Source organism: Pseudomonas sp. CF161 (assembly GCF_000416215.1).
In the GTDB taxonomy this organism is placed as follows: domain Bacteria; phylum Pseudomonadota; class Gammaproteobacteria; order Pseudomonadales; family Pseudomonadaceae; genus Aquipseudomonas.
The window spans coordinates 1-25,032 of record NZ_ATLP01000105.1; the positions used below are offsets into that span (position 1 = coordinate 1).

General features: G+C 66.1%; 20 protein-coding genes and 1 tRNA gene. 12 read left to right on the forward strand and 9 right to left on the reverse strand.

The features are described from left to right. A partial coding sequence (locus tag CF161_RS23420) for a filamentous haemagglutinin family protein (protein ID WP_020299101.1) occupies positions 1-3,635 on the forward strand: 3,635 nt, incomplete at its 5' end. A gap of 193 nt (positions 3,636-3,828) precedes the next feature. On the opposite strand, the gene CF161_RS23425 is transcribed toward CF161_RS23420, so the two are convergent. The 4 genes from CF161_RS23425 to CF161_RS23440 form a co-directional block, all read right to left on the reverse strand. After that, on the reverse strand, positions 3,829-4,275 hold the full coding sequence (locus CF161_RS23425; protein WP_020299102.1) for a DUF3806 domain-containing protein: 447 nt from the start codon (positions 4,273-4,275) through the stop codon (positions 3,829-3,831). A 199-nt stretch (positions 4,276-4,474) separates the two neighbouring features. Continuing rightward, positions 4,475-4,549, reverse strand: a tRNA-Gln gene (locus CF161_RS23430). A gap of 130 nt (positions 4,550-4,679) precedes the next feature. After that, the gene (locus CF161_RS23435; RefSeq protein WP_020299103.1) at positions 4,680-5,351 is read right to left on the reverse strand and encodes a hypothetical protein; all 672 of its coding nucleotides are present in this window, start codon (positions 5,349-5,351) and stop codon (positions 4,680-4,682) included. Next, positions 5,348-6,553: an SGNH/GDSL hydrolase family protein gene (locus tag CF161_RS23440; protein ID WP_020299104.1), complete on the reverse strand. Its 1,206-nt coding sequence runs from the start codon at positions 6,551-6,553 to the stop codon at positions 5,348-5,350. Before CF161_RS23440 ends, CF161_RS23435 begins: the two co-directional genes overlap by 4 nt. A 389-nt stretch (positions 6,554-6,942) precedes the next feature. On the opposite strand from CF161_RS23440, the gene CF161_RS23445 reads away from it, so the two are divergent. Beyond that, positions 6,943-7,674, forward strand: a complete 732-nt coding sequence (locus CF161_RS23445; protein ID WP_020299105.1) for a leucine-rich repeat domain-containing protein — start codon at positions 6,943-6,945, stop codon at positions 7,672-7,674. Positions 7,675-7,690: 16 nt separating this feature from the next. Here CF161_RS23445 and CF161_RS23450 read toward each other — a convergent pair whose 3' ends face one another. After that, positions 7,691-8,617: a YncE family protein gene (locus CF161_RS23450; RefSeq protein WP_020299106.1), complete on the reverse strand. Its 927-nt coding sequence runs from the start codon at positions 8,615-8,617 to the stop codon at positions 7,691-7,693. Between the two features lie 153 nt (positions 8,618-8,770). Here CF161_RS23450 and CF161_RS23455 point away from each other — a divergent pair, with 153 nt between their 5' ends. Next, positions 8,771-9,151, forward strand: coding sequence for a hypothetical protein (locus tag CF161_RS23455; protein ID WP_043230227.1), 381 nt, complete (start codon positions 8,771-8,773; stop codon positions 9,149-9,151). Between the two features lie 101 nt (positions 9,152-9,252). Here CF161_RS23455 and CF161_RS23460 read toward each other — a convergent pair whose 3' ends face one another. The 3 genes from CF161_RS23460 to CF161_RS23470 all read right to left on the reverse strand — a co-directional run bounded on the left by CF161_RS23460 (position 9,253) and on the right by CF161_RS23470 (position 13,054). Next, complete coding sequence (locus CF161_RS23460) at positions 9,253-10,248, reverse strand: hypothetical protein (RefSeq protein WP_020299108.1); 996 nt, start codon at positions 10,246-10,248, stop codon at positions 9,253-9,255. A gap of 85 nt (positions 10,249-10,333) precedes the next feature. Then, on the reverse strand, positions 10,334-11,686 hold the full coding sequence (gene gudD / locus CF161_RS23465) for a glucarate dehydratase (protein WP_020299109.1): 1,353 nt from the start codon (positions 11,684-11,686) through the stop codon (positions 10,334-10,336). Positions 11,687-11,704: 18 nt separating this feature from the next. Further along, a complete protein-coding gene (locus tag CF161_RS23470) occupies positions 11,705-13,054 on the reverse strand; it encodes an MFS transporter (protein WP_020299110.1) in 1,350 nt (449 codons plus the stop codon). A 330-nt stretch (positions 13,055-13,384) separates the two neighbouring features. Here CF161_RS23470 and CF161_RS23475 point away from each other — a divergent pair, with 330 nt between their 5' ends. The 6 genes from CF161_RS23475 to CF161_RS23500 all read left to right on the forward strand — a co-directional run bounded on the left by CF161_RS23475 (position 13,385) and on the right by CF161_RS23500 (position 20,415). After that, positions 13,385-14,101, forward strand: a complete 717-nt coding sequence (locus CF161_RS23475) for a FadR/GntR family transcriptional regulator (RefSeq protein WP_020299112.1) — start codon at positions 13,385-13,387, stop codon at positions 14,099-14,101. Positions 14,102-14,448: 347 nt separating this feature from the next. After that, a complete protein-coding gene (locus CF161_RS23480; RefSeq protein WP_020299113.1) occupies positions 14,449-15,534 on the forward strand; it encodes an ABC transporter ATP-binding protein in 1,086 nt (361 codons plus the stop codon). Then, entirely contained in the window at positions 15,531-17,168 is a 1,638-nt protein-coding gene (locus CF161_RS23485) for an iron ABC transporter permease (protein ID WP_020299114.1), read from the forward strand. Before CF161_RS23480 ends, CF161_RS23485 begins: the two co-directional genes overlap by 4 nt. Positions 17,169-17,202: 34 nt before the next feature. Beyond that, positions 17,203-18,198 (forward strand): extracellular solute-binding protein, encoded by a 996-nt coding sequence (locus tag CF161_RS23490; RefSeq protein WP_020299115.1) that lies wholly within the window; start codon positions 17,203-17,205, stop codon positions 18,196-18,198. Between the two features lie 17 nt (positions 18,199-18,215). Further along, positions 18,216-19,004, forward strand: coding sequence for an inositol monophosphatase family protein (locus CF161_RS23495; RefSeq protein ID WP_020299116.1), 789 nt, complete (start codon positions 18,216-18,218; stop codon positions 19,002-19,004). Positions 19,005-19,044: 40 nt separating this feature from the next. After that, on the forward strand, positions 19,045-20,415 hold the full coding sequence (locus CF161_RS23500; protein WP_020299117.1) for an OprD family porin: 1,371 nt from the start codon (positions 19,045-19,047) through the stop codon (positions 20,413-20,415). Between the two features lie 13 nt (positions 20,416-20,428). Here CF161_RS23500 and CF161_RS23505 read toward each other — a convergent pair whose 3' ends face one another. Next, on the reverse strand, positions 20,429-20,848 hold the full coding sequence (locus tag CF161_RS23505; RefSeq protein WP_020299118.1) for a RidA family protein: 420 nt from the start codon (positions 20,846-20,848) through the stop codon (positions 20,429-20,431). Between the two features lie 152 nt (positions 20,849-21,000). Between CF161_RS23505 and CF161_RS23510 the strand changes: the two genes are divergently transcribed. From CF161_RS23510 to CF161_RS23520, 3 genes are all read left to right on the forward strand, one after another. After that, on the forward strand, positions 21,001-21,954 hold the full coding sequence (locus tag CF161_RS23510) for a LysR family transcriptional regulator (protein ID WP_020299119.1): 954 nt from the start codon (positions 21,001-21,003) through the stop codon (positions 21,952-21,954). A gap of 291 nt (positions 21,955-22,245) precedes the next feature. Further along, a complete protein-coding gene (locus tag CF161_RS23515) occupies positions 22,246-23,397 on the forward strand; it encodes an MFS transporter (protein WP_020299120.1) in 1,152 nt (383 codons plus the stop codon). A gap of 37 nt (positions 23,398-23,434) precedes the next feature. Continuing rightward, positions 23,435-24,931, forward strand: a complete 1,497-nt coding sequence (locus CF161_RS23520) for a PLP-dependent aminotransferase family protein (RefSeq protein WP_020299121.1) — start codon at positions 23,435-23,437, stop codon at positions 24,929-24,931. Positions 24,932-25,032: the final 101 nt, after the last annotated feature.

Below are 25,032 nucleotides of genomic sequence, written 5' to 3' on the forward strand. Positions count from 1 at the left end.
GTGCAGTGGTCACCCTCGATGGCAGCCGGCTGCTGCCGCGCGGGGCGCTGATCCCGTCCGGCACCGACATCAAGTTGCCGGCCGGGGTCGAATCGGTGCAGTTGCGGCCCGAGGTGGCAGGGCGCCAGGGCAAGCTGTGGGCCATCGCGCCGATGCTGGCCGAGGGTTCCCAGTCCTGGTCGCTGCGCCTGGTGGCGGGGGCCGATACCCAGGCCGCCGACAGCCGTCTGGTGCAAACCCAGGCCCGGGCCGGCGATCTGCATCTGGCGGACAGTCATTACGGGATGTACGGCCAGCCGGAGTTTGTCTGGACCGAAGAGGGCTCGCTGGACTTCTTTGGCGACGACAGCATGGTGGGGCTGCCGATCGATTTCGTTGAGCTGCAATACCCGGGGCTTTGCGACGATATGCCCAGTTATTGCCAGGTCGGCAGTGGCTATAGCCTGATCGCCAGCAGCACCCGGCCCAGCGTGGTGCGTACCGGTGCCGCCGACCTGGAGCTGCTGGCAGCGGGCAACCTGAGCATGGACTCGCTGTTCGGCGTCTACACCGCCGGCACTTCCTCGACCCCGACCTCTGCCAGCGACCCCTATAACCTGGCGCGCTCGGGCAGCGACGGCAAAGTCCTGAAGAACCTCGCCGGCGGCTATGAAGCCCTGGTCGACGGTGGCACCCAGAGCCTGTACCGCGCCTGGTACCCGGAAGACGGCGGCAACCTGCGGATCAAGGCCGGCGGCGACCTGAGCGGCAATATCGTCGACCTCCCGGGCCAAACCCCCAACGGCCGCCCGGTGGGCTCGGACATGGGCCATGACTCGAGCAATGTCGGCAACTGGCTCTGGCGCCAGGGCAACGACGCCGGTGCCGGCCAGGCGCGGGACACAGCCTGGTGGATCAACTTCGGCACCTACACCGCCAACAGCGGGTCCGGTGCCGACCAGATGGTGGGCTTTACCGGTTTCGGCACCCTGGGTGGCGGCAACCTGGAGGTCGAGGTCGGTGGCGATGCCGGGGTGCTTGCACCGCTGGCGGCGTCGAGTTTCGCCGGCTACGTCAACCGCCGCAGCCAGGGCCTGATCCTGGCCGTGGGCAGCACCGGGCGCCTGGCCGCCGATGGCAGCCGGCAAACGACCGGCGGCGGCGACCTGAGCCTGCGGGTGGGCGGTGCCCTGAACCCTTATCGGCAAAACGGGGCCGGTGCGTTCAACGGCGCGCTGGTGGACCTGCGCGGCCATGTGCAAGTGAGCGGCAGTGCCCTGGGCAGCCTGGATCTGCATTACGGCACCCGGGTGGTGGACCAGAGCTCCAGCGAAATCCGCGCCTTCGACTTCCAGCGCGCAACCCTGGCGGCCGCCTCGGGAGGCCTGACCCTGGTGCCGGGGGACGCCACGTTCAACCTGTCGACCCGTGGCGACCTGGTGCTGCAGACCGTGGCCGACCCGGGTCGGGCGACCCTGGTCAATGGCTGGAGTTATCAGACCCCCGCTGGCACCTGGGGCGTCGGCCAGAGCTGGTTCACCCTGTGGACCGAGCGCACGGCGGTCGATCTGTTTTCCGCCGGGGGCAACCTCACGCCCATGAACGACGGCAGCCCCACCGATATGGCGACGGTGTACCCGGCCACCCTGCGGGCGGTCGCTGCCAGCGGCAGCCTGTATTACGGGCATTCCAGGCAGTTTTCGGCAGGTTCGAACAACGTCCCGGCGGCCCTGGTACTGGCGCCGTCGCTCAATGGCCAGTTGCAGTTGCTGGCCGGCGATTCGATCTACGGCGGGGACCTGACGGTGAGCCGTTCCAGCGCCGCGGCGCGGGTCCTGGCGACTCCGCAGCACCCGGCCTATATCGTGACCGCCGACAACCTCACGGGCACGCCCATCGTCGGCAGCGGCAATCTGCCCAGTGACGGCAACCGGGCCCGTGGCGGGACCTTTCCGTTGTTCGCCTTTGGTCCCAACAGTGCTTCCACCGAGTGGGGCAGCGCCGCCGAACCGGCACGCTTCTATGCCATCAATGGCGACTTGATGGGGGTCAGCAGCGGCCGGGCGATCACCATGACCACCACCACCGACTCGCGCTTCGGGCAAACCTTCTACGAGGGCGGTGGGCCGGTACGGATGCTGGCCGGACGCGATATCGTCAGCAGCGGCACGCCCATGAACGGCAGCGCCGGCGGCGACTTCAACTTCGGTGCCTATACCCTGGTGGGCAACCTGTTTATCCATAACGACCCGACCGATATCTCCATCGCCAGCGCCGGGCGCGACCTCCTCTACAGCAACTTCAGGGTCGCCGGCCCCGGCACCCTGGAGCTGACGGCGGGGCGCACTATTTTGATGGAGGACAAGGTCAGCGTCATCAGCCTCGGCGGCGTGGCGCCCGGTGACAGCCGCCCCGGGTCGAGCATCGTGATGCAGGCCGGCGTCGGTCCCAATGGCCCGGACTACCAGCGCTTCGTGCAGGCCTACCTCGACCCGGCCAACCTGGCCCAGCCCGGGGAAAGCCTGGGCGCCGGCAAGGTGGCCAAGACCTATGAGGGCGAGTTGCAGGCCTGGCTGGCCGGGCGCTTCGGTTTTGTCGGCGACAGCACCCAGGCCCGGGCTTATTACGCGGCCCTGCCGGCGGAGCAGCAGCGGGTGTTTGCCCGTGAGGTGTATTTCGCCGAACTCAAGGCCGGCGGGCGCGAATACACCCAGGAAGGCGGCCTGCGCCAGGGCAGCTATGCCCGTGGGCGCACGGCGATTGCGGCGTTGTTTCCACAGACCGATGTGGCCGGCAACCCCCTCCGCTACCAGGGCGACATCACCCTGTTCGGCGGCGCCGGGGTGCACACCGATTTTGGTGGCTCGATCCAGATGCTGACCCCCGGCGGCAACCAGACCTTCGGCATCGAAGGCGCGGCGCCACCGGCTTCGGCCGGGGTCATCACCCAGGGCGCGGGGGATATCCAGCTGTATTCCCTGGGCAGCATCCTGCTCGGCCAGAGCCGGATCATGACCACCTTTGGCGGCTCGATCATGGGCTGGTCGGCGGCCGGCGACATCAACGCCGGGCGCGGTTCCAAGACCACCGTGGTCTATACGCCGCCCAAGCGGGTGTACGACACCTGGGGCAACGTCGGCCTGTCGCCGTCGGTGCCGAGCACCGGGGCCGGGATCGCCACCCTCAACCCGATCCCGGAAGTCGCGGCCGGCGACATCGACCTGATCGCGCCCCTGGGCACCATCGATGCCGGCGAGGCGGGGATCCGGGTGTCGGGCAATATCAACATCGCCGCGCTGCGGGTGGTCAACGCGGCCAACATCCAGACCCAGGGCAAGTCGTCCGGGGTGCCGGTGTCGGCGGCGGTCAATACCGGGGCCATGAGCTCGGCCAGTTCGGCGGGCGCGGCGGCTTCCCAGGCCGCCGAAGATGCCGCGCGCAACCAGCAGGCGGCGGCGAAACAGGGGCGGGCGTCAATCGTTACCGTCGAGGTCCTGGGCTTTGGCTCCGAACCGCTGCAACGCGGCCGCGAAGACGCCAGCCGCGCCCCGGGCTACAACCCCGACAGCCCGGTGCAAGTGCTGGGCGCCGGGCCCTTGAGCGACCAGGCCCGGGCGCGCCTGACCGATGAGGAGCGTGGGCAGCTGACGTTATAGGGTTCTCCTCGTAGCACGTTCGGGGGCGATCGCTGATCGCCCCTTTTTTTTGCCTGCCGCCCAGCCGGGGCGAGCAGCGCGCGTGACAAAGCGGCTGGCTGAGCGGCGGATGTATCGCTAGGGTTGGCCGTGCAGAAAACGCAGCAGCGTCGCGTACGCGACGGCAGTTCGGCTGGTCAGCGCGGATGGCGACTCACTGGTATTCATGGCTCTGGGTTTCAATGAATTCCTTGAGCCAGTGGGCGATGTGTTCGACGTCGATGGGCTCGCCCTGCCTCACGCGTTTCAGCAGCAGGCCGGTCACGCCGATCTGCAGGGTGGTCTGCCGGTAGCGCAGGACCGGATCGACGCCGTATTCATCGCTGACTAGGGCCCAGGCCAGGCCGGGGACTTCCACCAGCAGTGCGTCGCCCAGCGCGATGCCCATGGCCTCCCAGGCCTGGACGTCGGAATCGTCCAGGGTCTGGCTGGCGACCATTTGCTGCAACAGGGCGAAATCGGCGCCGGTCCCGCTCAGGGAGGCGCCTGGGAACTGCCGGGCAATCCGTTCGCCGAGCTGGGCGCGCAAGCCGTGCATCGTGGCCAGCAGGTCACCAGGGATAGGGCCGAACGTTGCCGTGGCGGGTTGGGAATTCGACATCAGAAAGCTCCATGGGGTGGTGTCGTGGGGCGCTACTATCGGATTTTTTCGAGCCGATTTCCAGCGTGCAGACGCAGCTTGGCCGTGGCAGGCGAGGCGAGGTGACTGATGGAGGAGATCGTTGTGTGGGCCGGCATCGGAGCGCGGCTCAAGCCGAGTATCGGCTGCGGGATAACGGCTGGATAACCCTTGAAGAAAATGGCAGGGGCGGCTGGATTTGAACCAACGCATGGCAGGATCAAAACCTGCTGCCTTACCGCTTGGCGACGCCCCTGTAGCTGTTGCGACGTTGCTTGCTGTCACTGCAGGCCGTGGAGGCCCCTGTGCAAGAACGCGCGGAAATTTATCAATATTTATCGCGTATGGGAAGCGAAAGTTGAAAAAATAGTTTTTAAAACAGCGGCTTACTCGGGCGCTGGGCCTTCGGCTATATAGGCGGCCTGGGTATCCTTCAGGGGCCGGGCAATGTCCAGCGCATGGCGGATGGCCCGCAGCTCATCGCCCACCAGGCGCTTGCGGCCCAGGTCGCAGGTGCTGGAGCCCGGGTTCATATGCAGGGAAAACAGCCCGGTCAGTTGCTCGCCATCTTGTTCCAGGAGCATCTCCATAAAGGTTTCATAGGGGGCGCTGGCCGTTAGGTAGATCAGCCCCGCGACCTCGGCGCGACCGCACACGCGCACCTCATCCCAACTCAGGTGCCAGGCGTCTGGCGCCGGCGGCAGTGCGCGCAGCACAGGCAACAGTGCCTCGCAGGCAAGCACCTCGAATTCATAGCGGTACTTGCCATGCAGCAGGCCGTGGGCGTTTGCCGCGACGGGCAGCGCGCGGATAACCCTGGCCCGCAGCAGGTGGCTCAGGGCGATTTCCGAAGGTTGTTCGCTCCAGCCGTTGAGGTCGGAGACCGGCGGGCACCAGATCAGTTGCACGGTTTCACCGGGCGTCAGGTGGGCCTGCCAATCGAAGGCCGCCAGGGTGTTTTGACCCACGGCTGGCAGCAGGTCGTGCAGGTACAGGGTCGGTGCGCCGTAGTCGATGCCCAGGTCGGTGGCCCAGAACAGGGGCAGGTAGGTCTTCATGGGGCGCTTGCGGTTGCGGTTTTTTCGAGCGCCAACGGGCCGCCGGCGCCGAATGCGATCCTGGCGAAGCGCTGGCCGATCCGCTGGTGCGCGGCATCGTCCGGGTGCAACTGATCAGGCAGCGGCAAATCGGCAAAATCCTCGGCGCCATACAGCTGCAGGCCGTCGAGATAATGCAGGTTGGGGTCGTCGGCCCGGCGTTGTTCGACGATGCGCTGCAGTTCCTGGCGGATGCGGGTCAGGGTCAACTTGCCGGCCTGGGCTTCTGCGGGGTCGCCCGATGCGCGAAACAGCACCTTGCCCGCCGCCAGGGCCTGGCTATCAAAGGCACCGGGGCCGGGGGTGTGTTCATGAATCGGGCAGTAGATCGGTGAAATCAGCAGCAGCGGGGTGTGCGGGTGCCCGTCACGCAGGCTGTCGAGAAAGCCATGCACTGCCGGGACAAAGGCCCGCAGGCGCATCAGGTCGGCGTTCACCAGATTGATCCCGAGCTTGACGCTGATCAGGTCGGCGGCGATGCCGCTCATGCTGCGCGCGGTGAAGGGGTCGAGCAGGGCGTTGCCCGCCAGCCCAAGGTTGTACAGCTCGACCTGGCCGAGGCGGGCCGCCAGCGCCGGCCAGATCGAGGTCGGGCTGGCGGCATTGGAACCGTTGCTGATGGAGCTGCCGTGGTGCAGCCAGAGCGGGCGCCCCGTGGCCGCGGGCACCGCCAGCGGGGCGTTGCTGCGCAGGGCCTGGAGCCAACTGGTTTCGTTGTAGGGCAGCCAGATTTCCACGGTCTTGTCCCGCGCCGGCAGGCCGCCAAAACCCAGGGTGGCGACTGGCCCCGAGGTGCGCGTCTGCGCTCCCGTGGCCAGGTCGATGCGCACCTGGTCACCGCCCTGGGCGCTGCACTGGTGCAGCAACTGCCCATCCACCCAGAGGTCATAGACCCCCAGCGGCCGGGGCGGCGCGCCGCTATACAGGTAGCGGGTCGGCAGTACATCCAGCTCGATCTCGGTGGCCTCGGTTTGCAGCACCAGGCGCACCCCGCAAGGTTGGGATTCGGCCCGGGCGAACTGCGGGTCCGCACATTGCGCCCGGGCCCAGGCGGGCAGGCGGTGGGGCAGCAGGCCCTGTTCGCCGGCTTCCAGCTCCACTGCACCGCGCATCAGTTCCAGGCTGATGGGGGTGGTGATCAGGGCAGGGCGAGGGTGGGTCATGGTGGCGGCGCCAAATGGGGGGACGGCGGATCTTAACAAGGGGCTACATGAGGGAGCTACATGAGAGAGCTACATAAGGGAGCTACATAGGGCGCGTACCGCCCTTTGCGGCCGCTGCGCAGCCGAGCGGGAGCAAGCTCCCTCGCCACAGGGAGAAGAGCCAGGTGTATGGGCGTCGCACTGTGCTTTTTTTTGTGGCGAGGGAGCTTGCTCCCGCTGGCCTGCGCAGCAGGCCTGATCTGGTCACTGATACCTCTGACCCTGGCTACATAGGGGGCTACATGAGGCGCTGCGGTGGAGGCCATGTCTGCCGCGCGCGACGCGTTGCCGGGGTTATACTGCGCCGCCGCGCTCAAGGGCGGACTCTTTTTCAGGCAGAGGCGTTGCCGATGATCGTGTTACTCGACAGGCCATTTCCAGAGACCCAGCTGGCGCAAAGTGCCGAGCTCGACCTGCGCAATATCGGGCCCAAGGTCTGGCCCCAGGTGCTGGCGCACTGCTGCGCGCAAAAGCTGCGGCTCTACCACCTGACCCTGGCCTCCCTGCAAGGGCTTGAGCGGCTGGTCGAGACCCGCGAGCTGGAGCTGGAGTGGGCGCCGAAAATCGACGACCTGACGCCGCTGTGGCAATTGACCCGCTTGCAGAACCTGTCGATGGTTGATGTGCCCCGGCTGCGTGAACTGGCCGGCATCGAGGCCTTGCAGCAGCTGACCCGATTGCACCTGTCGGGCAGCCAGGGGGCGTCCGGCAATCCGATGCGCCTGGCCTCCCTGGAACCCCTTGTGGAGTTGCCCGGCCTCATCGAACTCTCGCTGTTCAACGTCAGGATCGATGACGATGACATCCGCGTGCTGGCACGCTGCACCGGCCTGCGCCGGCTCAAGCTGTCGAACCAGTTCGAGCGGGCCCAGGTGGCCTTTGTTGCCGGCCGGCTGAATTCGCAATTGGCGCAGCCGCTGACGGCCTGTGTCGAGACCCGCGTTCCCTGCAAGAAATGCGCAGCACCGACCTCGATGTTCAGCGGGCGGCGAATGCCGTTTCTGTGTCCTGATTGCGACCGCAAACGCTTCGAGAAATTGACCGGGGAGTTTGATCAGCTGGTGCGTGAGGCGCAGGGCTAGCCGCAGCCGCTAGCCCTTAAGCAGGCCGCACCGTCGCCAGGTCCAACTGCTCGACCACTTCCCCGGTGAAAAAGTCCACGACCTCGGCCAGGTGGGTCAACAGATGATCGCCAAACCAGTCGGCGGCGAGCCGGGCGGGTGGGCCTTTCTGGCGCACGACGGTGTTTTCGATCCGGCCGCTGTCGGCCGCGATGATGATGTCTTCGCCCCAGCGCGATTGTGACGTTGACGAGATCGGCAGGCATAAATGGCTGCCGGATTCGTTGAACAGGATCGTCCCCGAGCCCAGCTGGCCGTATTCCCCCAGGTCCCTGGACCACCGCGTGACGCCCGTGCGGTCGCAGCACAACAGTCGATTGCTGTCGGTAGTGACAAACAGGTATTGGCCGTCCCGGGAAAACCGCAGGCTCTTGCTCTTGGCCTCCAGCGCCAGCGTCAGCTTGTCGATTTCACCACTGGCGCAATCCACCGTCAGCAGGCTGTTGCGCGTACGTTCGTCGGGCACCCACAGCCGGCCGTGCAAGGGGTCGATGCAGCCGTAGCGCGCGTCCACATCTCGGGCGATAGGCTCACTGCAGGTTCCGCTGTCGAGGTCGATCACCACCGGGCGTTTTTTGCCATTGAAGGTACTGGTCAGTGCGTAGCGGCCACTGGGGTCGAACCGGCACCAGAACGACAGGAACTGTTGGGTCTCATGCAGCGCCGCACCGTTCTCCAGAAAACTCAGGCGAGAGCGGCTGGCGCCTCGCACCACCTGCCAGTCAGCCCCTTGCAGGGCCATGCGCCGACCGTCGCGCGCCACATCCCAGACCATGTCATCCGGTTGGGCACCCAGCGGTTGGGTCAGCGCCCTCGTGTCCGGATGGTATTGGGTCAGGCACGGGACCTTGGCGGTGTCGCTCTTGTCAAAAAACACCAGGCGGCGCGGAACATCGACGTACATGAAAACCCCAAAAGCCAGCGAGCAAGGAGCGGCAGGATAAAGGTTGGAAGAAGGCGAGGAAAGTAATGGATGGCGTGGCATAGCTGCGGGCTGGGCGGATCCTGCGTCGGCGTTGCATACTCCGGCCTTTTGCAATGGCGGACCCTTGAATCGATGAGCATCACCCTGAGCGACGCCGACCTTGATGACGTGATGCGCGCCGCCATCGAAGCAGGCTCCGGCCTCGACCTGAGCCCTATTGTTCAGCGCCTGCAGGTCGATCGGCGCGACCTGTTGAACCAGGTCGCGCTGGCCGTGGCCCGGAGGTTTACCTCCAACAGCCGGGATTTCGAGTTCTGCGATGAGGTGATGAACGGGTTGATTGGCGTGATTGTCGACCTGTCCTTGCACGGGCATATGCCTGAGCCGGCGTTTTCCATCTACCAGGCCTTTGATGCCGGGGAATATTGCCACCATGGCGATCCCCGGGAGGTGTGCCCCTGGGAGACATACACGCGGCCGGAGCTGGAGCGAATTTTAGCGGCGGTGGAGTAGCCGCTGCCGAAGGCCGCACTGGCCAGAAAACCCACCGCAATTGTTCCTGGTGTACTTTCGGCGCCTACGAGGGCCAGCGCAGCCTCGTGCCTCGGCAGCGGCTACTGCGGGGTTTGCACTGCTGCGGTGCCGAACAGGCTGACCCGGGTCAGTTCGCCGGCGGTTTCTTCCAGCAGCAGGGGCGCAGTGCCGCCGGGCATGATGACTTCAACGCGCCCGGCCTGGACCCAGCCGACCCGCCAGGCCGCGCTGGCCACGGCGCTGGCGCTGGTGCCGGAAGACGCGGTGGGGCCTTCGCCGCGCTCGAAGACCCGAGCCGCAATGCGCCCTTCACCTTCGCGCGTGGCCCATTGCAGGTTGACTCCGGCCGGGCACGGCTCGCCGCTGCCGACGGGTGGGGCGAACGCGCTGCGGGTCAGGCCCTCGAACAGCGGCGACTCAAGCATCTGCGAGTTGCTCGGCAAGCCGCTGGCGTCCTCCACCAGGGTCACGCAATGGGGGTTGCCGATCCGCACAAACTGGCTATGCCCCCATAACGGGTTCAACCCCACCAGCGCCGGCACCCGGCTCAGTGGCCGCCCATTGATCTGCGTATCTTCCACCCCCTGGGCCGCCACCGCCTGCGGCCCGAACCCCGGTTGCCCCAGGTCCAGCCAAAAGCCCTGGACCCCATCGACCACCGCCGGCAGCACCGCCGTCGCCACCGGCGACACCCCGCCCTGATCGTGATGCACCCGCAGCACCGTCTCGCCCGCTCCAGGCAACAGCCCCTGCTGGCTCAAGGCCTGGGAAAAAATCGTCAGGCCATTGCCGCTGCGCTCGGCCAGGGTGCCGTCGGTATTGACGATCAGCACATCAAACGGCGGCGCCGCCTGAAACGGTCCCACCAGCAACCCGTCGCTGCGATGTTCCTTGGCCCCCGCCGGACGCTGGCCCGGGGCCCAACTGCACAAGGCCTCGATGGCCGCGCCCGCCCACTCCTGGCGTGCCAGGGCGGCATCGGCCGCAGTGGCGGGCAAGGCAATGCCCCATTCAGCCAGGGCCGCGGGAGCCACCACGCCGTAGATATTGCCGCGCGCATCGAAGAAACAGGCCATCACAGGGATTCCAGAAAAAACCGGGGCGCTGACATTACTGTGAATGCAGCGCCCCGGCCAAGCCCTGTCGGCAGCCCCGCGCGCCTCAGCGCACCAGGCACGGCTGCTTGTTATCAAAGCGCCAGCCCGGAATCAGATACTGCATGGCCACGCTGTCATCCCGTGCGCCCAAGCCCTGGGCCAGATACAGCTCATGGGCCTTGGCCAGCGCGTCCCTATCCAACTCCACCCCAAGCCCCGGAGTCTGCGGCACCTGGATGCAGCCCTCGACAATCTGCAACGGCTGGCGGGTCAGGTGCTGGCCGTCCTGCCAGATCCAGTGGGTATCGATCGCGGTAATGTTGCCCGGCGCGGCGGCGGCGACATGGGTGAACATCGCCAGGGAAATATCGAAGTGATTGTTGGAGTGCGAGCCCCAGGTCAGGCCCCATTCGTGGCACAGCTGCGCCACCCGCACCGATCCCTGCATCGTCCAGAAGTGCGGATCGGCCAGGGGAATGTCCACCGATTGCAGAGCAACGGCGTGGCCCAGCTCGCGCCAGTCGGTGGCGATCATGTTGGTCGCGGTGGGCAGCCCGGTGGCGCGCCGGAATTCCGCCATCACCTCGCGCCCGGAGTAGCCGTTTTCGGCGCCGCAGGGGTCCTCGGCGTAAGCCAGCACCCGGTGCTGATCACGGCACAGGGCGATCGCCTGCTTCAGCGACCAGGCGCCATTGGGGTCCAGCGTGATGCGCGCATCGGGGAAACATTCAGCCAGGGCGGTGACCGCTTCCATCTCCTCTTCGCCGCGCAGCACGCCGCCCTTGAGCTTGAAGTCGTTGAAGCCATAACGGGCCTTGGCTGCGTACGCCAGGCGCACAATCGCCTCGGTATCCAGGGCTTTTTCATGGCGCAGGCGCAGCCAGGGGTCATCGGCCTCGGTTTGATTGTGATAGGCCAGGTCGGTCTGCGCGCGGTCGCCGATATAGAACAGATAGCCGAGCATCTGCACCGAGTCGCGCTGCTGCCCTTCCCCGAGCAAGGCCGCCACCGGCACCCCGAGAAACTGCCCGAGCAGATCCAGCAGCGCCGCCTCCAGCGCCGTCACCGCATGCACGGTGATGCGCAGGTCGAAGGTCTGCAGCCCGCGCCCGCCGGCATCGCGCTCGGCAAACCGGTGGCGCACCTGATTCAGCAGCTTCTGGTAATGCGCGATGGACTGCCCGAGCAGCAGCTCGCGGGCGTCTTCCAGGGTCGCGCGAATGCGCTCGCCACCGGGCACTTCGCCCACCCCGGTGCAGCCCGAGCTGTCGCTGATGATCACGATATTGCGGGTAAAAAACGGGCCGTGGGCGCCGCTGAGGTTGAGCAACATGCTGTCATGCCCGGCCACCGGGATGACTTGCAGGCGAGTGATGACCGGCGCCTGGCCGGCGGTAATCGAGGATGCATTGTTCATAAAGGGCTTCCTGTCGGGTCAGTGGGTCTTGGGCAGCAGTGCGCCGGGCTGGGGTGGCATCGACACCGGCTTGGGTCGGGTGCGGGCGAAGAACACGATGATCGCGGCGATGATCGAGGTCGCGGCCAGGCCGTAGAGCCCGCCCTGGATCGAGCCGGTACGTTGTTCCAGCAAGCCGAAGGTGGTGGGCGCGACAAAACCGCCGAGGTTGCCCACCGAGTTGATCAGGGCGATCACCGCTGCCGCGATGCGCGCATCCAGGTAGGCCTGGGGAATCGGCCAGAACAACGACGAGGCCGACTTGAAGCCGATGGCGGCGAAACACACGGCGACAAAGGCGAAGACCGGGCCGCCGGTGGTCGACAGGAACATCCCCGCCGCTGCCACCAACAGCGCCGTGGCCACCCAGGCTTGCTGGAACCTCCACTTGCCCGAGGCGGCAGCGAAGGCATACATGGCGATGATCGAAATCAACCACGGGATCGAGTTGAAGAACCCGACCTGGATATCGCTGAGGTCGCCCATCTTCTTGATGATGCTCGGCAACCAGAAGGTCGCGGCGTAAATGGTCAGCTGGATGCAGAAGTAGATCAGGCAGAACAGCAGGATCTGCCGGTCCTTGAGCAGCGCCCAGATCGACGGTTTGACCGGCGTCGCGATTTCGCGCTCACGCTGCTCGCGGTCGATGGCTTCGATCAGCACCTGTTGCTCGGCGCCGCTGAGCCATTTGGCATCGCGTGGGCTGGAGTCGAGCCAGAACCAGACAAACCCGCAAAGCAGCACCGAGGCCATGCCTTCAATGACGAACATCCACTGCCAGCCGTGCCAGCCCAGGCCTTCGATTTGCAGCAGGGCCCCGGACAACGGCCCGGAAATCAGCGACGCCAGGGCCGAGCCGCTCAAGAAGATGGCAATCGCCTTGCCCCGCTCCACCCCGGGCAACCAGCGGGTGAAGTAGTAGATCACCCCGGGAAAGAATCCGGCTTCGGCAACCCCCAGCAGAAAGCGCAGGACGTAGAAGTGGGTTTCGTTCTGGACGAAGGCCATGGCGGTCGCCACCAGGCCCCAGGTGAACATGATGCGGGTCAGCCAGATACGCGCGCCGACCCGTTGCAACAGCAGGTTTGACGGCACTTCGAACAACGCGTAACCGATGAAAAACAGCCCGGCGCCAAAACCATAGGCCGCCGCGCCGATGCCCAGGTCCTGCTCGAGGTGGCTGCGCACGAAACCGATATTGACCCGGTCGATGTAGTTGACGATAAACATGATGACGAACAGCGGCAGCACATGGCGTTTGACCTTGGCCACGGCGATGGCCAGCAACGATTCGTCATCGGCGGCGGACGGAGTGAGGGTGGTGTTCAAGAGTGTTCTCCCACGGGTTTGTTGTTATGTGCGGGTGACTGGGCCTAGCGCCTCAGTTGACAGTCATCCTACAAGCACAGCCCGCAACCCCACAAGTGAGCGCACCCGCGAAAAACCACTGGAACCGGGCAAACATCTAAAAACAGGTATTCAATCTGTTGATTTATAAGGTTTAAATAGTTTTAATGCTTGAGGTAAATTTTTTCTCCGCACTTTACGTCGGTAACCCAAAGCAAAAAAACGGGCAACTTGTCATACATGTCAGACAAGCAAAGGGACTGCTGCGCGATTTCGGTGATAAGCTTTTTTCTTTTTCCAGTGCGCCCCGCCATGAGCACCGAACCGCAGATCCCCGCCAAAAGCCGCCGCCCCTCGACCAACCTTGCCAATGACGTGGTCAGCGAACTGACCCAGCAGATCCTGCGGGGGCTGCTCAAGCCCGGGGACAAGCTGCCGTCGGAAAGCACCATCGTCCGCGCCCAGGGCGTGAGCCGGACCGTGGTGCGCGAGGCGATTTCCAAATTGCAGGCGGCCGGCTGGGTGGAAACCCATCACGGCGTGGGCAGCTTTGTCCTGGAGCGCCAGGACACCCACGGCCTGCGGCTGAACGTCGACACCGCCCTGAGCGTGCGCGACATCCTGGAGTTGCGCCTGGGCCTGGAGACCCAGGCCGTGGCCCTTGCTGCCCGTCGCCGCAGCGATGAGCAATTGCAGCAGATGCGCCAGGCCCTGGACGACTACCAGCACTCCCTGGCCAATAACGACAGCTGCGTCGAAGCCGACCAACGCTTCCACCTGCTGATCGCCGAAGCCACCGGCAACCCGTATTTCGCGCAGATCCTGCAATCGCTGGGCAACGCCCTGATCCCCCGCAGCCGGGTGCGCGACGCCGAGCGCGGCGATGCCGACCTGGCGCAATTGGCGACCCTGGCCAACCTCGAGCACCAGGCCATTCTGGCCGCCATCCGCCGCCAAGACCCGGACGCCGCCCGCGCCGCGATGTGGACCCACCTGAGTAACAGCCGCGAGCGCTTCAGCACGCCGTAAGCCGACCCAACCCGCACGCCGGTGTTCCTTTTCGCGGCGCGGGCCGGGGGGCGCTGCTCCCTTCTGTAACACCCTCACGGTTGCGCCGGGGTTTCGCGCCCCTCACCAGAACGGCGCGGCCTATCGCTGCAAATGAGGTGCGGCAAGGCCTGCCCAAGGAAAAAATTCTGGCGTCAAAAAAACAGGCACGGCGCTTGCTAGGAAAAATATCGTATACGAAATTCTACAAATCCAATTCCCCGCCCCATGCTCGGGAGTGACCGCCAAGGTCGCCCGAAGCCGCTCGACACCCCACAGCCTTGCAGTAAATCCACGGACTCGCCTTGCCCGAATCACGGAGGAACAGCATGACATCCATCCGCATCAACGACCTGAGCGTCACTTATGGCAGTGGCATTCAGGTGATCGACCGCCTGCACCTGGACATCGAGGAAGGCAGCTTCTTCACCCTCCTGGGGCCCAGCGGTTGTGGCAAGACCACCCTGCTCAGAGTGATCGCAGGGTTTATCGAACCCTCGGCCGGCCAGGTGCACTTCGGCAACATCGACATGACCCGGCTGCCGGCCCATCAACGGGGGATCGGCATGGTCTTTCAGGACTACGCCCTGTTCCCCGACAAGACTGTGTTCGACAACGTTGCCTACGGCCTGCGGGCACGCAAGATCGATGGGCTGACCATCACCCGCAAGGTTGGCGAATACCTGGAACGGGTCGGCATGCAGGGTTTCGCCGAGCGTTACCCGCCGGCGCTTTCCGGCGGCCAGCGCCAGCGGGTGGCCCTGGCCCGGGCGCTGGTGATCGAACCGCGGGTGCTGCTGATGGACGAACCGCTGTCCAACCTCGACAGCAAACTGCGCTTGCAGATCCGCTCGGCCATCGCCGACCTGCAACGGGAAATCGGCATCACCACGGTGTTTGTGACCCATGACCAGGAAGAAGCCCTGGCCCTGTCCGACCAGATCGCCCTGATGAAAAAGGGCCGCATCGAACAACTGGGCAGCCCCCAGGAAATCTACCAACGCCCGGCCAGCGCCTACGTCGCGGACTTTATCGGCGCCGCCAATCTGATCCAGGGCGAGGTTCAAGGCCCGCCCCTGGCCGCTGCCAGCCCCACCAGCGAAGTGGCCATCCGCATCGCCGGCCAGGACCTGCGCGCCCAGGCAACACCCGGCCAGGCCCTCAGCCTGGGCTGCCTGATCGCCCGCCCGGAAAACATCCAATTGCTGCCCGCCGAGCACGCCCCGCACAACAGCCTGCCGGGCCAGGTCTGGCGCAAACAGTACCTGGGGCACAAGACCAGCTACAGCATTGAACTGGCAGACCAGCAGCAGGTGGCGGTGGACTGCTTCGGCCCGGCGCGCCACGAGTTCGCCTGCGGGCAGGCGGTGTGCCTGCAATTCGACGCGCAGAGCAGCCGGGTGGTGCCACGATGAAGCGATCCTTCCTGCCTTCGATCTGGACCCTGCTGTCGCTGCTGGCCCTGGCCCTGCTGGCGGTGTTTCTGCTGTGGCCCCTGCTCAACCTGCTGGGCACCAGCCTGGCCGTGTCCGGCGGACAAAGCGGCTGGGCGCAGTTGATCGACGACCCCAAGTACCTGCGGGCGCTGGGCAACACCCTGCTGCTCGGCGCGGCGGTCACCCTCTGCGCCAGCGTGCTGGGGGTCAGCCTGGCCTATGTCACCGCGCGGTTCGACTTTCCCGGCAAGCCATGGGTGGCGATTCTGCCGCTGTGCACACTGGTGGTTCCGGAGGTGATCGTCAGCCAGACCTGGCTGATGATCCTGGGCAACAACGGGGTCCTGACCCTGTGGCTGGACCAGCACCTGGGGCTGAGGTTGCCGAGCTTTTATGGGTGGCCGGGGCTGGTGCTGGTCATGAGCCTGGTCTACTACACCTACATTTACCTCGGCACCCTGGCGGCGATCCGTGGCTTCGACGTGCAACTCGAAGAAGCCGCCCAGAGCCTGGGCACGGCGCCCGGCCGCGCGCGCCTGCAAGTGATGCTGCCGCTGATCATGCCGGCGGTGCTGGCCTCGGCGCTGCTGGTGTTCACCCTGGTGGTGGGCAACTTCGCCATCGCTACCCTGCTGGGCGGGCGCGTGCAATTGCTCTCGGTGCTGACCTACCTCAGTTTCATTTCCGAGATGGGCACCAACCCGGCGCTGCAAAGCAGCCTGGCCAGTGTGTCGATCGCCATCGTCGCCGGGGTGCTGTTCTTGCAGCGCTACCTGGTGGGGCGCAAGCGTTATGAACTGGTGCAAGGGCGCAGTGCCCCGTCGCGCAAACTGCGCGGTGTGCCCGGGCTGTTGCTGGGGGCGGCCATCGGCGGCTTTATCCTGCTGTCGTCGCTGCCGCTGCTGACGGTGCTGGTCAGCGCCTTTACCGAGTCCCGCGGGCCGGTGATGCAGTGGGGCACGTTCTCCCTGCAAAACCTGGCGCGGGTGCTGTTGCGCAGCCCCGAGCCGATCCTCAACACCTTGCTCTACGGCGGCATCGCGACCCTGATCAGCCTGGTGCTCAGCGTGTTGATCAGCTACCTGGTGATCAAGAAAAAGAACCTGCTGACGCCCCTGATCGACTACATCGCCATGCTGCCCATGGCCATGTCCGGCACGGTGCTGGGGATCGCCCTGGTCATGACCTTCAACACCGGCTGGCTGGCCCTGAGCGGCAGCGCGGCGATCATGGTCCTGGTGTTTGTGATCCGGCGTTTTCCGTTTGGCGTGCGCAGCGCGTCCTCGACCCTCTACAACATTCCCAACTCCATCGAGGAAGCCTCCATCAGCCTTGGGGTCGCGCCCCTGCGCTCGTTCATCAAGGTGGTGCTGCCGCTGATGGCCCCGGCCATCGCGGCGGCGGCGGTATTGACCTGGACCACCATCGTCGCCGAGCTCAGCGCCTCGCTGGTGGTGTACTCGGCGGGGCGCGAGACCATCACCATCCAGGTGTTCCGCCTGATCGAAACCGGGCTCCAGGGCCAGGCCGCCGCCTACGGCCTGATCCTGGTGCTGATGACCCTGGTGCCGGTGCTGTTCTGCACCTGGGTGCTGCGCATCAAAGTGTTTTAGCTAACGCTCTTTAACCCATAAGAAGGATCTGCAGATGCTCGACTTATCCCCTAAACGCCTGCTGTCACTGGCTGGTGCCTGCCTGTTCAGCCTGCCCCTGACCACCTGGGCCGCGCCGCAACAGGCGGTGCTCTACACCACCAACAACGACTCGGCGGTGCAAGCCGTGCTCGACAGCGCCAAGCAGCTGGCGCCCCAGCTCAAGGTCGGGGTGGTGACCGGCTCCAGCGCGGCCTTGCTCAAGCGCATCGACGCCGAGGCCGCCGCGGCCAAGGCCGACGTGTTCTGGAGTTCGCAGCCCAATACCCTGGGCGCGTTCACTGCGCTCTACCAGCCCTACCAATCGTCCCACAGCGCGGCCATCGACCCCGCCTGGCAGCAGCCGGACAACCTCTGGAGCGCGAGCAATATCCAGGTGGTGGTGATGATGGTCAACCGCAAGCAGCTCCAGGGACTGAACGAACCTCGCCGCTGGAAAGACCTGCTGGACCCGGTCTGGAAAGGCCGGATCATCGTCGCCGACCCTAGCGCGACCTCCACCGCCTACACCGCGCTCTGGGGCTTGTCGCAGTTGCTCGGCGCCGAGGATTTCGCCGCCCTGGCGCGCAACCTGGTGGTCTCGCGCAACTCCAGCGCGGTGCTCAACGCCGTGGCCCAGGGCGAGTACAGCATCGGCCTGACATTTGAAGGCAACGCCTATGCCTACGTCGCCGGTGGGCAGAAAGAGATCAGCCTGGTCTACCCCAGCGACGGCACGTTCGTCACCCAGGAAGCCCTGGCGCTGATCAAGAACGGGCCCAACCCCGAAGCCGGTCGCGCGCTGGTCGACCTGCTGCTGGCCCGCGAAACCCAGGTCGCCCTGCTGCAAGAGGCCTACCGCCGCCCCAGCCGCAGCGATATCGAGGTCAGCGCCCACGCCAACCTGCCGAACCTGGCCGACATCAAGGTCTTCCCGACGGACGACGAGCAGGCAGTGCGCGAGCGCGAGCGGTTCCTCAGCACCTGGAAAGACCTGCCCAAAGGCCTCTGACTCAAGGACGCTACCCAATGCCTCTGACAACTCATCTGCAACTGGCTGCACAACTGGCCGACGCCGCCCGCGCGATCCTCTGCCATCACTGGCAACGCGACGACGCCGGCGGCCCGGCATTCGCCACCAAAGACGACGCCAGCCCGGTCACCGAAATCGACCGCCGCATCGAAACCCGCCTGCGGGAAATGATCGAGCGCGCCCAACCGCAACACGGCGTGCTGGGCGAGGAATACCCGCCGCACAACCTCGACGCCGAGTACGTGTGGGTGCTGGACCCGATCGACGGCACCAAGCAGTTCATCGCCGGGATCCCGGTGTACGGCACGCTGATCAGCCTGTGCCAGGACGGCCAGCCGCTGCTGGGGATTATCGACATGCCCATCAGCGGCCAACGCTGGGTCGGTGCCCGGGGCCAGCCCACCACCCTCAATGACCGAGTGGTGCGCACCCGCACCTGCCCAAGCCTGAGCTCGGCGCTGATGTCATGCAGCAACCCGGAGATGATCCCCAAGGTCCATCGCCCAGCCTTCAACCACCTGCAACAGAACAGCCGCTGGCGCCTGTACGGCGCCGCGTGCAACGCCTACGCCAGCCTCGCCAGCGGCCGGCTGGACCTGAGCGTCGACAGCGGCGGCATGCGCGAAGTCGACTATTGCGCCCTGGTGCCGGTGATCGAAGGCGCGGGCGGGGTCATCAGCGACTGGCACGGCGCGCCGCTGACGATGCATTCCGACAGCACCGTGGTCGCCGCCGGCGATCCACGGCTGCATGCCCAGGTGCTGGAGTTGCTGGGGCGCCTGTAGTTCGCCGCCCTGCCCATTTGTCATCCCCAAGGTGATCACTATGTCTCGTATCTTTCGCACCCTGCTTGCTGCCGGCTGCCTGCCGCTGCTGTACCTGCCCGAGTCGGCAGCCGAGGGTTTTATCGACGACAGCCACGCCAACCTGTCGCTGCGTAACTTCTACATCAACCAGGACAACCGCGAGGGCACCAGCGGCCAGGCCCGGGAATGGGGCCAGGGCCTGCGCCTGGATTATCAGTCCGGCTTCAGCCCCGGCACGCTCGGGTTCGGGGTGGACGCCATCGGCCTGCTGGGCCTGCGCCTGGACTCCGGTGGCCGGGCCGGCAAGGCCGGGCAATCACGGGGGCCGGGGGCGCTGTTCCCGCTGCAGCACGACGGCCGCGCCCAGGACGAATACAGCAGCCTGGGCCTGACCGCAAAGGCGCGCCTGGGCCAGACCGAGGCACGGCTCGGCACCTTGCTGCCGCGCCTGCCGGTGATCAAGGCCAACGACGGGCGCCTGCTGCCGCAGACCTTTGAAGGCGGGCAAATCACGGTCAAGGACTTCGCGAATCTGACCCTGGTCGCCGGCCAGCTGCAACAGGCCAAGGGGCGCTCGCAAACCCACAGCGACAACCTCTCGGTCAACGGCGCCAACAGCGCGCGCCGGGCCTCGGGCAGCACCAGCGCCGCCCCCGCCCGGGACAGCAATGCCTTCAACTTCGCCGGCCTGGACTACAGCCTGTCCAAGGCCCTGCTGGCGCAGTACTACTACGGCAACCTGGAGGACTTCTACCAGCAGCACTTCCTCGGCCTGACCGACAGCCGGGACCTGGCAGTGGGCAGCCTGAAGAGCGACCTGCGCTACTTCTACACCTCGTCCTCAGGGCACAACGCCAGCGCCCAGGGCCGGGCCCAGGGCTACACCGCCAGCGGTTTCTACCCCGGCGACAACGGCCAGAGCGGCAGCACCCGGGGCGAAATCCACAACCGCACCTGGAGCGCCATGCTCACCTACAGCCTGGCGGGTCACAGCCTCGGCGGCGGCTACCAGCAACTGAGCGGGCGCAGCAACTTTGTCCAACCCAACCAGGGCAACGGCAGCGACCACTACCTGATCACCGACCGCCAGCTCAACAGCTTCACCCGGGCCGGGGAACGCACCTGGCTGGCGCACTACGCGGTGGATTTCGCCCGCTACGGGGTGCCGGGGCTGAGCGGCTCGCTGATTTACCTCAAGGGCCGCAATATCCAGTCCAGCCTGGGTGCGCTGGAGGAATGGGAGCGCGACCTGACCCTGGCCTATGTCCTGCAAAGCGGCGCGCTCAAGGGCCTGGGCCTGACCTGGCGCCATGCTTCGCTGCGCAGTCAGGCCGGCCCTGATGTCGATCAGACCCGGCTGTTCCTGAGCTACAACCTGCCGCTGTTCTAACAGCGCCGACCCGTCAGCCGGCCAGGACTGCCGTCGCCTCGATCTCGAACAGCATGCCGTCCAGGGCCAGGCGCGGCACCGGGATCAAGGTGCAGGCCGGCTTTGGCGCATCCCCCCACATCCGATGCAAGGCCGCGCCGAAGAGCTCCAGTCGCTCATGGCTGTGATCGACGATCAGCACCGTGAGCTTGGCCACCTGGCTGACTTCGGCACCGCCCGCGCGCAAGGCAATCTGCAGATTCTCCAGGGCCTGGTTCACCTGCTCGGCGAAGTCGCTGGACAGCTCGCTGTTGGCGTTTTCGCCGCCCTGGCCGGCGATGAACAGCAAGCGCGCGCCGGCAGCGACTCGGGCCACGTGGGAGTAGCCATTGGCGGTGGGGTCGTACAGGCCGGCGGGGTTGGACAGTTCGAGCAAGGGTTGTTTCGTGGACATGGAGCGCTCCAGACAAGCCATCAAGGGGCGAGCAGTTGAGCACACAACAGCGGGCAGTTGCAGCGCCGTGATGGACATGCCCATGGCATTGAGTGGTTTTTTAGGGATAATCGCGCCCTTGATTGCTCGATATTCAACCAGGGAGAAACAATATGGATGTGTTGGCAGCCATGCGTACCTTTCGCCGGGTAGTGCAGCGGGGCAGCTTCAACCTCGCCGCAGTCGACCTGCAACAGTCCACCGCCGCCGTGAGCAAGCAGGTGCGACAACTGGAAGAGCGCCTGGGCAACCTGCTGATCATCCGCACCACCCGCAGCATGAGCCTGTCGGAAGCCGGCCAGGCGTACTTCGTTGAATGCTGTCACCTGCTCGATGAATTCGACGCCCTGGAACGCGCCACCCAGGTCGGGGCCAACGCCCCCAGCGGCCGTCTGCGGATCAATGCGCCGCTGTCGTTCGGGCTCAAGGTGCTGTCGCCGATCCTTGCCAGTTTTATGCAGCACTACCCGCAGTTGCAGGTTGAGCTGAGCCTGGGCGACCGGGTGCAGGAGGGGGTGGGCGAAGGCTTCGATGTGTCGCTGCGCATCCGCAGCCAGTGGGCCGACTCGGCATTGATCGCCCGGCGCCTGGGGCAAGTCGAGCAGGTGATCTGCGCCGCCCCGGCCTACCTCCAGGCCCACGGCACCCCGCAAACCGTCGACGACCTGCGCCAACACGCCTGCCTGGCCTATCGCCAGGCCGAACACCCCGGCATCTGGCCACTTGAGGGCCAGGACGGCGCCACCCGCCTGGAGCTGCCGGTACGCCTGGCGGTGGACAACAGCCTGCTGCTCGCCGACATGCTGCTCGCCGGCCTGGGTATCGGCGCCCTGCCCTCGTTTGTGGCCAAGCCCCTGCTGCACAGCGGGCAGTTGCTGCAAGTGCTGCCGGAACAGGCACTGGCCCGCACCCAGATCTACGCCCTGTTCGCCAGCAACCGCCATGTACCGCAGAAAATCCGCGTGTTTGTCGACTACCTGGCCCAGGCGCTGGGCGGGGGAACGCAGGGCGAGCTTCAAGTGGCAAGCGACAAGCTTCAAGCGCAGGACTTCGGCGACAGTGCATGAGTGGGCGAGTCGCCCTCCCTACGTTGATGGCGGTTCACAGGGCTATTCGCCGGGCCTTGATTGCCGGGCGCGTCACATCAACGCCAGGATCACCACTTCCTTGCCCCACTCGCGGGACGCGGTTCGATGTGCAAGGATGTGGCGGTTTTTCGGCGTGGGCCTGTTGCGCGCACGCTTTTTTCTGTTAACCCGCATCACAGGTGTATCGGCAATGGGTCGTGAATTCGGCGCATCGGCTAACCCGGCAGCAACCGCATCAGGTGCTGCCCCGGGTCACCGCCAAGGACTTTTATGACAGCCAGCAACCCCCATACCCAGGCCGCTCCCGGCCGTCTCGAACAGATGTCGACGCGCATCGCCTTTTTTATCGCCGGTTTCGGCATCGCCGCCTGGGCGCCACTGGTGCCTTACGCCAAGGCCCGCGCCGGGCTGGATGAGGGCACGCTGGGCCTGTTGCTGCTGTGCCTGGGGGTGGGCTCGATCATTTCGATGCCGGTCGCCGGTGCCCTGGCCTCGCGCTTCGGCTGCCGCCGGGTCATGGCCGGCGGTACGCTGCTGATCTGCCTGGCCCTGCCGCTGCTGGCCACTGTGACCTCGATCCCGCTGCTGGTGGGGGCGTTGTTTATGTTTGGCGCCGGCCTGGGCTGCGTCGATTCCACGGTCAACCTGCAAGCGGTGATCGTCGAGCGGGCCAGCGGCAAGACCATGATGTCGGGCTTTCACGGTCTGTTCAGCCTCGGCGGGATTGTCGGCGCCGCCGGGGTCAGCGCCTTGCTCGGCCTGGGCCTGGCGCCGCTGGGCGCGACCCTGGTGGTGGTGCTGTTGATGTTGATCGCGCTGTTCAAGGCCGCGCCGCACATGCTGCCCTACGGCAGCCAGAGCAGCGGCCCGGCCTTTGCCATCCCCCATGGCGTGGTGCTGTTTATCGGTTGCCTGTGCTTTATCGTGTTTCTCGCCGAGGGCGCGGTGCTGGACTGGAGCGCGGTGTTCCTCACCGCCGAGCGCAACCTCGACGCCGCCTATGCCGGCCTCGGTTATGCCGCCTTCGCCCTGACCATGACGGTCGGCCGCCTGACCGGCGACGTCATCGTGCACAAGCTGGGGGCCCGGCGGGTCATTGTGTTCGGTGGCCTGACCGCCGCGGCCGGCCTGTTGCTGGCCACCCTGGCCCCGGCCTGGGAGGCGGCGCTGGTGGGCTACGCCCTGGTCGGCGCCGGTTGCTCGAACATCGTGCCGGTGCTGTACACCGCCGTGGGCAAACAAACAGTCATGCCCGAAAGCATCGCGGTCCCGGCCATCACCACCCTGGGGTATGCCGGGATTCTCGCCGGCCCGGCCGTGATCGGGTTTATCGCCCACGGCAGCAGCCTCAGCATGGCCTTCGCCCTGATCGCGGTGATGCTGCTGGGGGTGGCGGCCAGCGGCAAAGTGTTGAAAGTGTGAACACCCCAACCGCTTGCCCCGCGGCGTGGCGCCGGTCATGAAGCTCAACTTCGAGCTCGACACCCTGAAGATGCGCATCGCCGACCCGGCGTTGCACGCCCTGGAACTGCGCGTGCGGGTACAGCGCGCCCTGCGCCAGCTGATCCTGGACGGGGTGCTGCCTCCCGGCTGCCGCCTGCCTGCCACCCGCAGCCTGTCCAGCTCGCTGAACCTGTCCCGCGACACCGTGGAAATGGCCTACGTCCAGTTGCAACTGGACGGCTACATCTGCCGGCGCCCGGGTTCGGGCAGTTACGTGTCGAGCAAGATCGGCCCCGACCTGCACGGCCAGCCACAGAAAAAACGCCGCGCCGGCGCGCCTCGATCGACCCCGGCGGTGGTCGCCCCGGCACTCAGCCAGCGCGGCGCACAGATCCTCGCCAGCGGCGGCGTGACCGACCAGCAGAGGGTCCAGGCCTTTGTCACCGGGCTGCCGGAAACCCGCAGCTTTCCGTTGGCGCTCTGGGAGCGCCTGCAACGCCAGGCCCAGAAGGATTGCCAGCACAGCGGCATGCTGCACGGCGACCCCCAGGGCGCCGAGCCCCTGCGCCAGGCCATCGCCGGCTACCTGAACCTGGAACGCGGGGCCCGGGTCAGTGCCGACCAGGTGCTGGTGCTGAGCAGCACCCGCCAGGCCCTGTACCTCTGCGCCCAGGTGCTGGTGGATGCCGGGCAACCGATCCTGATGGAAGACCCGGGCTATTTCGGCGCGCGCAAGGCTTTCGAAATGGCCCAGCTCAAGGTGGTGCCCATCGCAGTCGACCGCCACGGCCTGAACACCGAGCAGTTGCAGGCTGATCGCAGCGGCGCCAACACCCTGTATGTGACGCCTTCGCACCAATACCCCACGGGCGTGACCCTGGCCCTGGATCGGCGCCTGGAACTGACCGCCTGGGCCGCCGAGCGCCAGGGCTGGATCATCGAAGACGACTACGACAGCCAGTTCCACTACGAAGGCCTGCCCACGGCCTGCGTCCAGGGCCTGGACCGCTACCAGCGCACCCTGTACGTGGGCACCTTCAGCAAGTCGCTGTACCCCGGCCTGCGCATGGGTTTCATGGTGTTGCCCCGAGAGCTGGTGGCGCCCATGACCTACGCCCGCAGCATCCTCGATGGCCACACGCCGCAGATCGCCCAGTTGACCCTGGCGCGGTTTATCGACGGCGGCCATTTCGGCGCCCATGTGCGGGCCATGCGCAAGATCTACGCCGTGCGCCGCGAGGCCATGGCCGCAGCCGTCGGCCGGCATCTGGCGGGTATCGTCCAGGCCCAGTTGCCCCCCGGCGGTCTGCAAATGCCCTGCCTGCTGGCCGAAGGCTGGAACGAGGCCGAGACCATCACCCTGGCCGCCCGCGCCGGCCTCCAGCTGCCCGGGCTGAGCCGCCTGTATGCCCGGCCGCCGGCCAATGGTGGCTGGCTGCTGGGGTTTTCCGCGCTGACGCCCCACGAGATCGACAGCGCCATGCAGCGCCTGGCCAAGGCTCTGCAACGTTAGGGCTCACCCTGCAAAGTGGTCTGCTGCTGATCGCAAAACCGGACTGATTGAAACCACCACTGCCCGCCTAAGCTAGCGCTCTTCAACGCCAGGGCCGCGCC

Excerpts from the sequence above, each read along its gene's own strand:
- CF161_RS23425 (WP_020299102.1), bottom strand. The coding sequence starts at position 4,275 with ATGTCGAATTCCCAACCCGCCACGGCAACGTTCGGCCCTATCCCTGGT.
- CF161_RS23435 (WP_020299103.1), bottom strand. The coding sequence starts at position 5,351 with ATGAAGACCTACCTGCCCCTGTTCTGGGCCACCGACCTGGGCATCGAC.
- CF161_RS23440 (WP_020299104.1), bottom strand. The coding sequence starts at position 6,553 with ATGACCCACCCTCGCCCTGCCCTGATCACCACCCCCATCAGCCTGGAA.
- CF161_RS23445 (WP_020299105.1), top strand. The coding sequence starts at position 6,943 with ATGATCGTGTTACTCGACAGGCCATTTCCAGAGACCCAGCTGGCGCAA.
- CF161_RS23450 (WP_020299106.1), bottom strand. The coding sequence starts at position 8,617 with ATGTACGTCGATGTTCCGCGCCGCCTGGTGTTTTTTGACAAGAGCGAC.
- CF161_RS23455 (WP_043230227.1), top strand. The coding sequence starts at position 8,771 with ATGAGCATCACCCTGAGCGACGCCGACCTTGATGACGTGATGCGCGCC.
- CF161_RS23460 (WP_020299108.1), bottom strand. The coding sequence starts at position 10,248 with ATGGCCTGTTTCTTCGATGCGCGCGGCAATATCTACGGCGTGGTGGCT.
- gudD (WP_020299109.1), bottom strand. The coding sequence starts at position 11,686 with ATGAACAATGCATCCTCGATTACCGCCGGCCAGGCGCCGGTCATCACT.
- CF161_RS23475 (WP_020299112.1), top strand. The coding sequence starts at position 13,385 with ATGAGCACCGAACCGCAGATCCCCGCCAAAAGCCGCCGCCCCTCGACC.
- CF161_RS23480 (WP_020299113.1), top strand. The coding sequence starts at position 14,449 with ATGACATCCATCCGCATCAACGACCTGAGCGTCACTTATGGCAGTGGC.
- CF161_RS23485 (WP_020299114.1), top strand. The coding sequence starts at position 15,531 with ATGAAGCGATCCTTCCTGCCTTCGATCTGGACCCTGCTGTCGCTGCTG.
- CF161_RS23490 (WP_020299115.1), top strand. The coding sequence starts at position 17,203 with ATGCTCGACTTATCCCCTAAACGCCTGCTGTCACTGGCTGGTGCCTGC.
- CF161_RS23495 (WP_020299116.1), top strand. The coding sequence starts at position 18,216 with ATGCCTCTGACAACTCATCTGCAACTGGCTGCACAACTGGCCGACGCC.
- CF161_RS23500 (WP_020299117.1), top strand. The coding sequence starts at position 19,045 with ATGTCTCGTATCTTTCGCACCCTGCTTGCTGCCGGCTGCCTGCCGCTG.
- CF161_RS23505 (WP_020299118.1), bottom strand. The coding sequence starts at position 20,848 with ATGTCCACGAAACAACCCTTGCTCGAACTGTCCAACCCCGCCGGCCTG.
- CF161_RS23510 (WP_020299119.1), top strand. The coding sequence starts at position 21,001 with ATGGATGTGTTGGCAGCCATGCGTACCTTTCGCCGGGTAGTGCAGCGG.
- CF161_RS23515 (WP_020299120.1), top strand. The coding sequence starts at position 22,246 with ATGACAGCCAGCAACCCCCATACCCAGGCCGCTCCCGGCCGTCTCGAA.
- CF161_RS23520 (WP_020299121.1), top strand. The coding sequence starts at position 23,435 with ATGAAGCTCAACTTCGAGCTCGACACCCTGAAGATGCGCATCGCCGAC.